We start from the raw sequence: 12549 nt of genomic DNA, 5'->3' as shown, positions 1-12549 counted from the left end.
CGACCTGTCTACTGGGTGGTGAACGCTAGTTTGACGCCGAGCGCGGCGAAGGAACCGGCGAAGACCCGCCGGAGCCAGGCCAGCACGCGCGGCCGGGAAAGAACGTGGTGCCGCACGCCGGCCGCGAGGATGCCGTACACGCTGAACACCACGAACGTCGCCAGCATGAACACCCCGCTCAGCAGCAGCATCCGGGGGACTGAACCGGGCTCGCCCGCCGGGACGAACTGGGGCAGGAACGCGAAGAAGAACAGCGTCAGCTTCGGGTTCAGGACGTTGATCAGCACACCGGAGGCGATGGTCCGCAGCGCCGACGTGGGTTCGGGATCGCCCTCCACGACGATGGCGTCCCGGTCCTTCAACGTCGCCCACGCCATGTAGAGCAGGTACGCCACACCGAGGTACTTGAGGATCTCGAACGCCACCGCGCTCGCGTGCAGCAGCGCCGCGAGGCCGGTGATCGCGGCGACCATATGCGGGACGATGCCGAGGGTGCAGGCGGTCGCGGCGAGGACGCTCGCGCGCCTTCCCCCGGCCAGCCCGGCGGAAAGGGTGTAGACCACGCCGGTGCCGGGCGTGGCGACCACGACCAGTGTGGTGATCAGGAAGGCGATGCTCACGCCGACCACTCTGCGCGCCGTTTGGCCCCGTGGACAGAGCCAAACCCGCGCCACTCCACTGGACCAAAGGGTTGATCGACGGGTTCACCGGATGGAGTGGGATGATGCACGCTCGCACGTCGACGAGGAAGGCCTTGGTTTGAGCGCGCGCACTTCCCAGATGGACGACCTGCGGCTGGTGGCACAACCGAACGCCGTGTTGTGCTCCGAGCTCTTCGTCCGTCTCATCTTGTCGGATTGGTCCTTGCGGCCGTTGCTCGATCAGGCGAAGACCGCCGCCGCCAGACTGGTGGGCACGCTGGTCGACGCGGCCGATCCGAAGGAGCCGCCGTTCCTGACGTTGAGATTGCGTCTGCGCTCGGACGTGCTGGTCATCGAGGTCGACCACGAGCTGGACGGGCTTCCGGTGCCGACGCCCGCGCCGGGCGAGCGGACCGGGGTGGCGCCGAGCGCGACCGGCGGGGTGACCGTCTGGTGCGAGCTTCCGCTGCCCGGTGGCCTGTCCGCCGGACAGGTCCGGCTGCCGAGGCGAGGCGACCGGCGCACGCTGGTGGACGAACCCGTGTCCGGCGAGCCCGTCGGCGCCGATCCCGAAGTCCTGGAACGGCTTTTGACGAGGCTGAGCGGCTGGTCCGGCTGATGGCGACGAAGCGCGTCACGACGCCGGTCCTCGAGATCGAATACGAACACCTCGGCGAGGCGGGCGGGCCGCCGGTGGTCCTGCTGCACGGGTTCCCGTACGACGTCCGCGCCTACGACGAGGTCGCCGCGCTCCTGGCCGCGGGCGGCGCCTCGGTGTACGTCCCGTATCTCCGCGGCTTCGGGGGGACGCGGTTCCTCGACGACGCCACGCCCCGCTCCGGGCAGCAGGCCGCGCTCGCGCAGGACCTGCTCGACTTCATGGACGCGCTGGCGCTGGAAAACGCCGTCGTCGCCGGATACGACTGGGGTGGCCGTGCGGCGTGCATCGTGGCCGCGCTCCGGCCGGAGCGCGTGCGCGGACTGGTGTCCGTGGACGGCTACAACCTCCAGAACCTCGCTTACGCCGGGGAACCCGCGCCGCCGGAATGGGAACGCACGTACTGGTATCAGTACTACTTCCATTCCGAGCGCGGCCGCCGCGGCCTGACCGAGAACCGCGACGACCTGTGCGCGTTGTTGTGGCGCACCTGGTCGCCGACGTGGACCGGCGCCGACGCGGCCTTCCCGGCGAGCGCGCAAAGTCTCCACAATCCGGACTTCGTCGACGTCGTCATCCATTCGTACCGGCACCGGTTCAGTCTGGCGGAGGGCGATCCGCGGTATCAGGCGCTCGAAGACCTGATCGCGAAGGAGCCGGCCATCACGGTGCCGACAGTGGTCCTGGAAAGCGGGGACGACGGCGTCGGCGGGCCCAGCGCGGCGGGCGATCGCGAGTACTTCACCGGGCCGTACGAGCATCGGGTTCTGCCGGGAGTGGGCCACAACGTTCCTCAGGAGGCGCCTGAAGCGTTCGCCGCCGCGGTGACGTCTCTGCTCGGGTGAGCGCGATCACCCGTCCGTGTGCGTGACGAATCCTGATCTTCGCTTGTCCTCCGGAGGTAAGGCACACGATCCGGAGGAGGAACGATGTCTTTGGGCGACAAGATCAGCAACAAGGCGGAAGAGTTCGGCGGTAAGGCCAAGGAGGCCGCCGGTGACGCCACCGGCAACGACGAACTGCGCGCGGAAGGCCAGGCGGACCAGGCGAAGGCCGGCCTCAAGGGCGCCGTCGAGAACGTGAAGGACGCCGTCGGCGACGCGGCGGACAAGATCCGCGACACCTTCAAGAAGTAGCGGTCCTTTCGGGCCGGGGCGGCGGTTTTCCGCGCCCCGGCCCGGCTCATCCGTGCAGCCGCACCGGCAGGCTCGTGAGCCGCGTGCCCTGGATGCCGCCGAGGAATGTCTGCCGGAGTTCGTCATATGGCACGGCGAGCCGGGCTCCGGGGAAGTCTGTGCGCAGCACCGTGGCCACTGCCCGCAGTTCGAGCTGCGCGAGCTGGGCGCCGACGCAGAAATGCGGCCCCGCCCCGAAGGTCAGGTCCGGACCCGGTTTCCTCGCCGGGTCCGTGTTGATGCCCTGGATGTCGACGAGCACCGGTGCCCCGGCGGGGAGCCGGACGCCGGCGAGGTCGAGTTCCACGGTGGTGAACCGCCACAGCGTGAACGGCGCGGGCGGATGGTCCTTGAGCGTTTCCCGGACGAGGTCGTTCACGGATGCCTTGTCCCCGTTCAGCAGCCGCGAAATCAGGAAGCCGATCGAGGCGTCGGTGGTCAGCTGCCCGGCGAAGATCAACGCGAACAGGTGATACCGCAGGTCCTTTTCGGACGTTCCGGGCGGGAGGCTGTCGCGTAGTTCCGTCGCGAGCCCCGTCCGGTTCGGCGTCAGACCCGCGGCGGCGAGATCCGCGATCGCGGCGATGGCCTTGCCCTGCGCACCCGGTTCCGGATCCGACATGCGGCGGCAGGCGTCGACGGCGGCGTCGAGCAGCTGGAGCGGGATTCCGAGCAGGTCGAGCAGCACCGTCAGCGGGAAACGGGTGGAGAACCCGTCCATGAGGTCGACGGTCTCGCCGCCGAGGTCCGTCAGCAGGGCGCGCGCGATCCGGTGGATCCGGTCCGCCTGCGCCTGGATCCGCTTGGCGCTCAGCAGCGGTGCGTGCGCACGCCGCAAACGCGTGTGTTCGGGCCCGTCCAGCGTGGTGAGGGACGGCTGTTCGGCGGCGGTCTGTTCGAGCGCCGTCCAGCCCGCGGGGGCCAGCGCCGGATCCTTGGCGATGCGGGGATCGGAGAGGACTTCGCGGGCCAGGCCCTCCTCGGTGACGATCCACGCGCTTCCGCCCTCGGGAGCGGCCACTTCGACGAGGGGACCGGCGGCTCTCAGCGCGGGACGGACGGGGTCGGGTTCGGTGATACCGCGGGTCGACGCGGCGAACGGATCGGGGAGCACGGGAACTCCTTCATGAGAAAGTAGCTTCACCATGAAGGTATATTTGCGGCCGGTAGGTTGTCAAAGCACGGAACCGAGGAGGGGTGATGGCGGACGATGTCGCGGCGCGGAGCGCGTCGCTCCTGGACGGCCTCCGGAGCTTCGGGGCGAACTACACCGAATTCACCCGCCGGTTCGCGGACTGGCTCGGCCTGCACGCCACCGACGCCGCCGCTCTGGTGGAGATCCTCTACGCCGAAGACACCGGATCGCCGTTGTCCCCGGCCCGGCTCGGCGAACGCATCGCCCTGACCTCCGGCGCGACCACGAACCTGCTCAACCGGCTGGAGAACCTCGGCTACGTGGTGCGGACCAGGGAGAACACCGACCGCCGGGTGGTGACCCTGCGCAGCGGCACCGACATCCAGGCGCCCGCGCGGGAGTTCTTCGGCCCGTTCAGCGCCGGGCTCGCGGCGCTCGTGGCGGAGTATCCGCCGGAAGAGGTCGAACGCTTCGAGGGCTTCCTCCGGCAGCTGAAGTCCACAATGGACAAGGTGCTCGAAGAACAGGCTTGACCCCGGACCAGTCCGATCCGCTCTCGGCACCGAATCCCTCCCGGACGCCCTGGTAACCGCGTAGCCGGGCGTCGGGTGAGGTGGAGGCGGCTTGATGGTCGAGGGTGTGCGGACGAGTCCGCGCGGAAGCGGTGGCACCGGAACGGAGCCCGCCGAGGCGAGTTTGATGCAACGGGTCGCGGCCGGCGACGAACAGGCGTTCGCCGACCTGTACGACGTCGTGGCCGGACCGGTGTGGGGTGTGGTGAACAGGGTCGTGCGCAACGGCACGTTCGCCGAGGAGGTCACCCAAGAGGTCATGGTGGAGGTGTGGCGGACGGCCGCGCGGTTCAAACCGGGCAAGGGGAGCACGCTGGCCTGGGTGCTCACCATCGCGCACCGGCGGGCGGTGGACAGGGTGCGATCGCATCAGGCCGCGCTCGACCGGGACGATCGCGCGGGCAGACTGGATTTCCGGCGCCCCTTCGACGAGGTCGCCGAGTCGACGATCAGCAACCTCGAGCAGCAGCGGGTGCGCCAGTGCCTCTCCGCGCTGACCGACCTGCAACGCGAATCGGTGGTGCTGGCGTACTACAACGGCTACACGTACCCGGAGGTCGCGGAAGTGCTCGACACCGCGCCCGGCACGGTGAAGACCCGCATCCGCGACGGCCTGATCCGGCTGCGCGACTGCCTGGGGGTGGGGCAGTGACCGCCGAACTGCACACGTTGACCGGGGCTTACGCCGTGGACGCCGTCCCGGCGGAAGAGGCCGCGGCGTTCGAACGACACCTGCGGGGCTGTCCCGCGTGCGGCCAAGAGGTCCGGGAGCTCCGGGAGACCGCCGCGCGGCTGGGCAGGGCGCTGGCCACCGCGCCGCCGCCGAGGCTGCGGGAAGCGACGCTCAAGCGGGTCGCCCATACGCGTCAGTGGCCGCCCTCGATCGCGCGTCGCAGCGGGGTCGTGAAGACCCGGGTCGCCCTTTGGGGTGCCGCTGCGGCGGCCGTCGGAGCGCTGGTGTTCGGTCTGGTGACCACGAACACCGACCCCGCGCGACCGCAGCCGACCGGCGTCGACGCCGTGCTCGCCGCGCCCGACGCCTCGACGGTCAAGAGCGCCGAACGCGGGACGACCACGGTCGTGACCTCGCGGAGCCAGGGCAAGATCGTGGTACTGGCCGGTGAACTCCCGCCGTTGGCCGCGGGCAAGGCGTATCAGGTGTGGCTCATCGGGGCGAGCGGGGTGCATTCGGCCGGTCTGCTGGCGCCGGACGGTCCACATCGGACACACCCGGTGCTCACGGACCTGCCGGACGGGATCGACCGGGTCGGCATCACCGCCGAACCCGCCGGTGGCTCGCCCGCGCCGACGGTTCCGGCGGTCGTGATGGTGGATCTGGCCTAGAGCCCGGTCAGCCGCTCGCAGGCCTGCCAGAGTTCTCGGCGCTGCGCGGCGGTTTCCCGGGTCTTGCCGAGATAGTGCGTCGGGCGCTGGACGCGGTCGTGCCAGAACATGCCGTTGAACCGGCCGGGTTCTTCGGCGGCGGCGAGCCACACGAACGTGTCCGCGCCCTGCTCGGGGTTCCGCAGGAGCGGGCCCGTCAGCTTCCGGAACGTCGGCAAGGAGGTCGCGACCCCGGGCGTGTCCGCCCAGCCGGGGTGGGCGCTGTGCACGGTGATCCCGGAGCCGTCCAGCCGGTCCGCCCACAGTTCGGCGAGCACCACCTGCATCCGTTTGGTGCGCGCGTAGCCGGCGGCCGGTTTGTACTCGTCGCGGCGGTACTGCAGGTCGTCGGCGCGCAGCGGCTGGCCGTACATGCCACCGGAGCTGACCCAGATCACTCTCGCGCCGTCGGCGAGCTTCGGCCGGAGCGACGCGGTCAGCAGATGGGGGCCGAGCACGTGCGTGGCCAGCATGAGTTCGTTGCCCTCGGCCGTCTCCGTGCGCTCCGCGGGCATGACCCCGGCGTTGTGCACGAGGACGTCCACCTCGCCGTCGAGATTCTTGACGTAGTCGCGCACCGACGAGATCAGGCTGACGTCGCACCGGTCGACGATGATCCGCGAACCGGGGGCTGCGCGCTCGATCTCGGCGCGGGCGGTCTCCCCGTCGCCGCGGATCGCGATGCGGACGGTCGCGCCCAGTTTCGCCAGGCCGATGGCCGTCGCCTTGCCCAGGCCCGCCTTCGCGCCGGTCACCACGGCGACCTTGCCCGCGAGCGCGTCCGGCGCGGGATCCGCGGGCCACCACTTGCGGCGCAGGAGGTAGCCGATGTTGCCGTAGCCGAGCAGGGTCCGGTCGAGCACGGTGTCGGCGGCGCTGGTCACGGTGGACATGCGGATGCTCCTCCTCGGTCGTGGTACCCGTCTTCCCGGTGAGCCCGCGGCGGAAACCTCTTACTGGATACGGGGCCCGGCCTTCGCGGAGAAGCGGAACTCGATGGTCATCGGAAGCTCATCGAGATCCAGCGCCTGACGCAGCCTCGGCAGTCCCTCTTCGGCGATCCGTGCGCGGATCGCGGCCAGATCGCCGTCCTGTTCGGCGCTCAGCACCACGGCCAGCACCGGCGCGTCCTGGGTGCCGCCGAGGGTGGCGTGCGCGGCGTGGACGCCGGGATAGGTCGCGACCTCCGCCGTGAAGGGTTCCACCGCGGTGCTCGCGGCCAGCGCGGTCCGGCCGGTGTCCTGCTCGAAACGCCAGGTGTGGGATTTGGGTTTGCGGACCGGTTGCGCGATCAGCCAGCGCAGGGCCAGCAGCCCGAGGATCACCGCGCCCCCGGCGACGGCGTACCAGACCCAGCCGGGTGGCGTGGCGGTGCCGGGGACGAGCGTGGCGGCGGGATCCAGCAGCGGGATCCGGCCGAAATGGGTGCCGACGGCGAACCCGCCACCGGCGATCAGCACGAGCCCGGTCAGCACCAGCAGGGTGCGGTTCAGCCGGGCGGGACGGTTGAGGTCGGTCATGACGCGCTCCTGGTGGCCTTGACCCGTACCCGCACGGCGGGAACGGTGGCGGGACCGATCTGGGCGAGACGGTGCTCGATGGCGGCGCGGACGGCGTCGGCGAGCCCCGCGGTGTTCGTCCGCCCGGTGGTCACCACGGAGACGACCGAGCGCCGCTTCACCTTCAGCTTCGCCGCCGCGACACCGTCCACAGTGGAGGCCGCCGTGCGCAGGGTCGACCGGTAACTGCGCCGGGAGGCACCCGAATCCGTGCCGCCTTCGAGCGGCAGCACGGTCGGCCTTCCCGGCACGATCGCGCTCACGAGGAGCAGCAGGCCGAGAAGCGCGACCACGCCACCGGCGATCGCCGGAAGGGGATCACTCCACCGGAGATCGTGCAGCGCGGACGCGACGGCGTCGTAGCTGATCCACGGTTTCTCCCCGACGATCGTCTGGACCGCGACGGCGGCGGCCAGCACACATCCGGCGAGCACCGCGAGGGCGACCAGCACGGCCGGGACACTGCGGCGGGGGCGCCGTTTCATCGGACCCTCCTCGTCTCGGTCTCGCCGGAATGCAGGGCGGTGACGGTGATGTCGACCCGCGTGACGGTCAGGCCCGAAAGCCCGCCGACGCGGCGGATCAGATGCTCTCGCACGGCCTCGGTGGTGGCGCGCACCGAAAGCGGGTACTTCACCGAGAGCCGGACGTCCAAAGTGGTCGTCGAACCGGTGACGTGCGCGCTCACCTTGGCGCCCTGGTCGAGGTCTTCGCCGCCGACCGCGATCCCGAGCACCCGGGAGGCCGCGCCGCCGACCCCGTCGACCTCGGTGATCGCGCGCGCGGCGATCCGTTCGACGGCGCCGTCGGCCACGGTCAGCCCGCCGCGCCCGTCCGTTCCGGGCGCGGCGGCGGTCATGGTCGTCATGGCGATCAGCCCCTGTCGCGGCCCGCCAGGGCCGAAAGGTCGAGCTTGCCGTCGAGGAACCTGCCGACCAGCAGCCCGTGCGCGGCGAGCACGAGCACGACGAGGAAGGCGCCGAAGCCGCCGAACGCGCCGGCCACGAGACCGGTCAACAGGCCGAGTTGGGTGGCGTTCATGAACGTTCTCCTTGCTGTCTGGCGCGGACCGGCGCCGATGGTCACTGGACTCGGCCGGACTCGGTGCTCTCGTCGGCGTCGTCGTCGCCCGGGATGTGCACGTCGGACACATTGATGTTGACCTCGACGACCTCGAGCCCGGTCATCTGCTCGACCGCGCCGATCACGTTGCGGCGCACCGATTTCGCGAGGTCCGCGATCGCGACGCCGTACTCGACGACGATCTGCAGGTCGACCGCGGCCTGGCGCTCGCCGACCTCGACGGAGACGCCCTGCCCGGCGGACGCGGTGGCGCCCGGAATGCGCTCGCGCAGCGCGTTGAACGCCCGCACGGCGCCGCCGCCCAGCGCGTGGACACCGGTGATCTCCCGGGTCGCGAGGCCCGCGACCTTCTGCACGACGGTGTCCGCGATCGTGGTCACGCCCTGGGTGGAGACGAGAGCGCTGTTCTCGGCGGTGGAGCTCGAGTTCGGCTTGGCGGTGGTGGCGGTGTTCGTCATCGCGATCTCCTCAATTCGGATTCCGTTGCCTGTGGCGGAAGTTCTTCACTTCCACACTCCATAGACCCAGCCGCGCGGAGATCGTCACGACCCGATCGTGTGGTCTGGATCTCATCGTCCGCGGGTATGTCTTTCGGCCTAGTCCCCGCGGCCGACGCCGCCGTCCTTTTCCCTCCCGTCGAGGGTCGTGCGCGCGGTGGGCGGCGGGGTTGGATCGTCCGGTGTCCCGAAGGCAGGAGTTACGAGTGAGCTGGAAATGCGTGATGCTGTCGCTCGCGCTGGTCGCCGGATGTACCACCTCGCAGGGAAGCCCGGCGCCGGAGACCAAAGTGGACGAACCGGAGCGCGAGGCGGCACTGGCGTCGTTCTACCGGCAGACCCTGGACTGGCGCCCCTGTGACGCCCTCCAGTGCGCGAAGCTGACCGTGCCCGTGGACTACCGGCGGCCGGACGGGCCGAAGTTCACGCTGCCGGTGATCAAGGCGGCGGCGACCCGGCCGGGGGAGCGGCTCGGCACGCTCGTCGCCGGCGCGGGTGGCCCCGGGCAGTCCGGGGTCGCCATGGTGAAGGACATCGCGGGCACGTGGCCCGCCTCGGTCCGGGCCCGGTTCGACCTGGTCGGCTTCGATCCGCGGGGGATCGGCGGCAGCGAACCGCGGCTCCGCTGCGACACCGAGGGAGAACCCTCGTCGAAGGCTCCCGAGGGCCTGCCGTTGATCGGCGCCGAGGTCCCGAGCACCCGGCAGTACACCGAGGCGTGCCTGAAGCACACCGGGGAGAACGTGCTGCGGCACCTGGGCACCGACGACGTCGTCAGCGACCTCGACGTGCTGCGGGTGGTCACCGGCCAGGAGAAACTGACCTATCTCGGCTACTCCTACGGCACGCGGATCGGGCAGTTGTACGCCGACCGGTTCCCGAAGAAGATCCGTGCCATGGTGCTCGACGGCGTCGACAACACCTATCTCGACTGGCGGGCCGACACCGTCGAGCAGGCGAAAAGCGTGGAAGACACCCTGCTGACCTACGCGAGACAATGCGCCACGAGGACCGGCAAGCCGTGCCCCGGCCGCGACGAGACCGAAATCCTGGCCACCGTCGACCGGGTACTGGCCAAAGCGGACAAAGCGGGTGACGGGAGCGCCCTTCGTTCGGAGATCTCCGCGAAACTCACTTTTCCGGCGGACTGGCCGGAGCTGTCGGAAATCATCCTCGGCGCCGACGCTCCCTCTGACGATTCGCCGGACGAGCCCGCCGACGAGCCGGAGCCCTCGACCGACACGACCGACGCGCTCACCGTCGTCAACTGTCTCGACCGGACCCATCCCACCGATCTGGCGGCCTACGAGGACGCCGCGCGAGAGCTTCGCCGCGTTTCCCGGCTCTCGTCCGGCACGGAAGCACTCGGCTGCGCCTTCCTGCCCACCGGCGCGACGCCGTCCCGGACGGTCCGAGCGGACGGCGCGCCGCCGATCCTGCTCGTCGGGACCACGAAGGACGCCGCGACACCGTATGGCTGGGCGCGTCGGCTGCCGGAAAGCCTCAAGTCCGCGGTGCTTCTGTCCAATGAGGACGTCGGGCACGCCGTCTTCGGCGGCGGATCGTCCTGTGTGGACGATGCGGTCAGCCGGTATCTGGTCGACTTGACGATTCCCGCCGCCCCGGCCCGCTGCACCACCGGTCCCGTGTGATGCTGGACGCGTGAAGATGCTCGACCGGCTGCTCGCCGAGGTACTCCTCGGCGGATTCGTCGCGGGCGTGACGGTCTTCCTCGCCGATCTGCTGCCGTCGTGGGGCTGGCCGGAGGTGTTCTCGCCGTCGGCACCGGTGCTGACCGCGGTGATCGCCTGCGCCGTCGTGCTGGTGCTGCTGCGCCGCCGGTTCACGGTGGCCGCGCTGCTCGCCGCGGCCGCGCTGTTCGGGCTGTTCCCCGCGACCGGTGTCGCGCTCGCGGTCGTCGCGCATACGGCGGGGACCCGGGGGCGGCGGTGGCCGGTGTTCGCCCTCGCCGCGCTGCTGCCCGCCGGGGTCGTGCTGCTCACGCAGCCCGCCTTCCGCTGGAAGTACGTCCTCGTGGTGATCGCTGTTTCGACGGTCTCGTGCCTCGTCCTGCCCGCGCTGGCCGGGGCGATGCAGGCGCAGCAGGCGAGGCTGGTGGTGGCGTTGCGCGACCGCGCCCGGCTGGAGGAACGCTCGCGGCTCGCCGAGGAGATGCACGACCAGCTCGGGCACCGGCTCAGTCTCATCACGATGTTCTCCGGCGCGCTGGAGGTCGCGGCCGAGGGCAAGGATCCCGAGTTGCGGCAGGCCGCCGGGCACGTCCGGTCGACGGCCAAGGTCGCGCTCGAAGAACTGCGGGAGTCGCTCGGCATCCTGCGGCCGGGCGGGGAACCTGCCGAGCCCGCCGAAGCCACCGACGCCGCCGGTACGAAGGCCGACATCGAGGGCCTGGTGGCGTCGTCGCGCGATGCCGGCCTCGACGTGGCGTTCGACTGGCGCGGTTCCGACCTCGACGGCGTCCGGCCGCCGGTCCGCCGGGCCGTGCACCGCCTGGTGCGGGAGGCGCTGACCAACGTACACAAGCACGCCGCCGGGGCGCCGGTGACCGTCGTCGTCGACCACGGGCCCGAACTGGTGAAGGTCGTGGTGCGCAACAGCGCCGAGCAGGTGGCGGCGGAGCGGCTGCCCGGCACCGGGCGCGGGCTGGGCGGCCTGCGTGAACGGGTCCGCCTTCTCGGCGGGACGTTCACGGCCGGACCGGATCCGGAAGGCGGCTTCGCCGTCACGGCCGGCCTGCCGAAACGGGCGAACGCGCCACTCGCCGAAGAGACGGGCGAAGAGCGGCCGGGCCGGATCCAGTCCGGTCTGCTGCTGACGACGGGCCTGGCCGCCGTCGCCGCGTTGCTGTTGACCACGCTCGCCTTCGTGCCGCCACTCACGCCTGCCGACCACGAGGATCCGCTGGCCAGCGTGAAGATCGGGATGACGCCGGAGGAGGTCGAGGCGTGGTTCGGCCCGAACGAACCCGCGGCGCACGCCGCCGCGGAGGGGTACGAGCCGCCGATACCCGGCGACAGCTACTGCGTCTACGTCGCGGCCGCCGATCCGCCCGACGCGGAAACCGCCGCGATCTTCCGGTTCTGCTTCGGTGACCGGGGTTTGGTGGACAAGACCTGGTTCGAGGTCCCCGTACCGGAGGAGAAGCCGTGATCCGGGTCCTGCTCGCCGACGACGAACCGCTGCTCCGCGCGGGCGCGCGGCTCCTGCTGAACCAGGCGGGCGACATCGACGTCGTGGCCGAGGCCTCGGACGGCGCGGAGGCGATCGACGTCGTGCGGCGGATACCCGTGGACGTCGCGCTGATGGACATCCGGATGCCCGGGACGGACGGGCTCGCCGCGGTCGAGGAGATCGCCCGTGAGGTGCGGGTCATCATGCTCACCACGTTCGGGGACGAGGCCTACGTGGCCCGCGCCCTGCGTGCGGGAGCGGCCGGGTTCCTGCTCAAGGACACCGATCCGGCGCAGCTCATCCAGGCGGTGCGGTCCGCGGCCGCCGGCGAGGCGGTGCTGTCACCCCGGATCGCGCAGCAGGTCATCGACCGGTTCCGCGACGCCGACGCGGCGGACGCCGACAACGCCGCACGGGCCAGGCGGCGGATCGAGGCGCTGACCACCAGGGAGCTCGACGTCCTGGTGCGCGTCGGGCGGGGCCTCGGAAACGCGGAGATCGCGGGGGAGCTGCGGCTCTCGAACGGCACGGTGAAGATCCACGTCAGCCGGATCCTCGCCAAGCTGGGCTGCGCGAACCGCGTCCAGGCCGCGATCCTCGCGCACGACGCGGGCATCCTGCGCGGTTGAACGAGCTCCCGTTCTCTGTTAGGAA

At 70.9% G+C, this 12549-nt stretch carries 17 protein-coding genes; 9 read left to right on the top strand and 8 right to left on the bottom strand.

Going from position 1 to position 12549, the window contains the following annotated elements; genetic code table 11:
• Nucleotides 1-8 precede the first annotated feature (8 nt).
• Nucleotides 9-620: a LysE family translocator gene (locus DMC61_RS11495; protein WP_125689108.1), complete on the bottom strand. Its 612-nt coding sequence runs from the start codon at nucleotides 618-620 to the stop codon at nucleotides 9-11.
• 139 nt (nucleotides 621-759) lie between these two features.
• Between DMC61_RS11495 and DMC61_RS11490 the strand changes: the two genes are divergently transcribed.
• The 3 genes from DMC61_RS11490 to DMC61_RS11480 all read left to right on the top strand — a co-directional run bounded on the left by DMC61_RS11490 (nucleotide 760) and on the right by DMC61_RS11480 (nucleotide 2435).
• The gene (locus DMC61_RS11490) at nucleotides 760-1260 is read left to right on the top strand and encodes a hypothetical protein (protein ID WP_016335860.1); all 501 of its coding nucleotides are present in this window, start codon (nucleotides 760-762) and stop codon (nucleotides 1258-1260) included.
• Nucleotides 1260-2144: an alpha/beta fold hydrolase gene (locus DMC61_RS11485; protein ID WP_125689106.1), complete on the top strand. Its 885-nt coding sequence runs from the start codon at nucleotides 1260-1262 to the stop codon at nucleotides 2142-2144. Before DMC61_RS11490 ends, DMC61_RS11485 begins: the two co-directional genes overlap by 1 nt.
• 84 nt (nucleotides 2145-2228) lie before the next feature.
• Nucleotides 2229-2435 carry a CsbD family protein gene (locus DMC61_RS11480; RefSeq protein ID WP_016335858.1) on the top strand — a complete coding sequence of 69 codons (207 nt, stop codon included), beginning with the start codon at nucleotides 2229-2231 and terminating at the stop codon, nucleotides 2433-2435.
• Between the two features lie 46 nt (nucleotides 2436-2481).
• Here DMC61_RS11480 and DMC61_RS11475 read toward each other — a convergent pair whose 3' ends face one another.
• The gene (locus tag DMC61_RS11475; protein WP_125689104.1) at nucleotides 2482-3588 is read right to left on the bottom strand and encodes a cytochrome P450; all 1107 of its coding nucleotides are present in this window, start codon (nucleotides 3586-3588) and stop codon (nucleotides 2482-2484) included.
• An 86-nt stretch (nucleotides 3589-3674) separates the two neighbouring features.
• Here DMC61_RS11475 and DMC61_RS11470 point away from each other — a divergent pair, with 86 nt between their 5' ends.
• From DMC61_RS11470 to DMC61_RS11460, 3 genes are all read left to right on the top strand, one after another.
• Nucleotides 3675-4142, top strand: a complete 468-nt coding sequence (locus DMC61_RS11470; protein ID WP_125689102.1) for a MarR family winged helix-turn-helix transcriptional regulator — start codon at nucleotides 3675-3677, stop codon at nucleotides 4140-4142.
• 94 nt (nucleotides 4143-4236) lie between these two features.
• Nucleotides 4237-4833, top strand: a complete 597-nt coding sequence (sigK, locus tag DMC61_RS11465; protein ID WP_125689101.1) for an ECF RNA polymerase sigma factor SigK — start codon at nucleotides 4237-4239, stop codon at nucleotides 4831-4833.
• Nucleotides 4830-5525, top strand: coding sequence for an anti-sigma factor domain-containing protein (locus tag DMC61_RS11460; protein ID WP_125689099.1), 696 nt, complete (start codon nucleotides 4830-4832; stop codon nucleotides 5523-5525). The genes sigK and DMC61_RS11460 overlap by 4 nt, the downstream gene beginning before the upstream one ends.
• Here DMC61_RS11460 and DMC61_RS11455 read toward each other — a convergent pair.
• Genes DMC61_RS11455 through DMC61_RS11435 form a run of 6 tightly spaced genes read right to left on the bottom strand, consistent with a single transcriptional unit; the run spans nucleotide 5522 to nucleotide 8664 of the window.
• Nucleotides 5522-6457, bottom strand: coding sequence for an SDR family NAD(P)-dependent oxidoreductase (locus DMC61_RS11455; RefSeq protein ID WP_125689097.1), 936 nt, complete (start codon nucleotides 6455-6457; stop codon nucleotides 5522-5524). The genes DMC61_RS11460 and DMC61_RS11455 overlap by 4 nt on opposite strands.
• Nucleotides 6458-6517: 60 nt before the next feature.
• Complete coding sequence (locus tag DMC61_RS11450; RefSeq protein ID WP_125689095.1) at nucleotides 6518-7084, bottom strand: alkaline shock response membrane anchor protein AmaP; 567 nt, start codon at nucleotides 7082-7084, stop codon at nucleotides 6518-6520.
• Nucleotides 7081-7608 (bottom strand): DUF6286 domain-containing protein, encoded by a 528-nt coding sequence (locus tag DMC61_RS11445; RefSeq protein ID WP_125689093.1) that lies wholly within the window; start codon nucleotides 7606-7608, stop codon nucleotides 7081-7083. Before DMC61_RS11445 ends, DMC61_RS11450 begins: the two co-directional genes overlap by 4 nt.
• Entirely contained in the window at nucleotides 7605-7991 is a 387-nt protein-coding gene (locus tag DMC61_RS11440; protein WP_016335850.1) for an Asp23/Gls24 family envelope stress response protein, read from the bottom strand. Before DMC61_RS11440 ends, DMC61_RS11445 begins: the two co-directional genes overlap by 4 nt.
• A 5-nt stretch (nucleotides 7992-7996) precedes the next feature.
• Nucleotides 7997-8164 (bottom strand): hypothetical protein, encoded by a 168-nt coding sequence (locus DMC61_RS41400; protein ID WP_199749956.1) that lies wholly within the window; start codon nucleotides 8162-8164, stop codon nucleotides 7997-7999.
• 41 nt (nucleotides 8165-8205) lie between these two features.
• Nucleotides 8206-8664, bottom strand: a complete 459-nt coding sequence (locus DMC61_RS11435; protein ID WP_125689091.1) for an Asp23/Gls24 family envelope stress response protein — start codon at nucleotides 8662-8664, stop codon at nucleotides 8206-8208.
• A gap of 245 nt (nucleotides 8665-8909) precedes the next feature.
• On the opposite strand from DMC61_RS11435, the gene DMC61_RS11430 reads away from it, so the two are divergent.
• Genes DMC61_RS11430 through DMC61_RS11420 form a run of 3 tightly spaced genes read left to right on the top strand, consistent with a single transcriptional unit; the run spans nucleotide 8910 to nucleotide 12524 of the window.
• On the top strand, nucleotides 8910-10355 hold the full coding sequence (locus tag DMC61_RS11430; protein ID WP_125689089.1) for an alpha/beta hydrolase: 1446 nt from the start codon (nucleotides 8910-8912) through the stop codon (nucleotides 10353-10355).
• 16 nt (nucleotides 10356-10371) lie between these two features.
• Nucleotides 10372-11874, top strand: coding sequence for a sensor histidine kinase (locus tag DMC61_RS11425; RefSeq protein WP_233594788.1), 1503 nt, complete (start codon nucleotides 10372-10374; stop codon nucleotides 11872-11874).
• Nucleotides 11871-12524: a response regulator transcription factor gene (locus DMC61_RS11420; protein WP_125689085.1), complete on the top strand. Its 654-nt coding sequence runs from the start codon at nucleotides 11871-11873 to the stop codon at nucleotides 12522-12524. Before DMC61_RS11425 ends, DMC61_RS11420 begins: the two co-directional genes overlap by 4 nt.
• Nucleotides 12525-12549 lie beyond the last annotated feature (25 nt).

Origin of the sequence: Amycolatopsis sp. WAC 04169 (assembly GCF_003947535.1) — a bacterium.
Classification (GTDB): domain Bacteria; phylum Actinomycetota; class Actinomycetes; order Mycobacteriales; family Pseudonocardiaceae; genus Amycolatopsis; species Amycolatopsis keratiniphila.
This window is presented reverse-complemented; position numbering and strand designations above follow the sequence as displayed.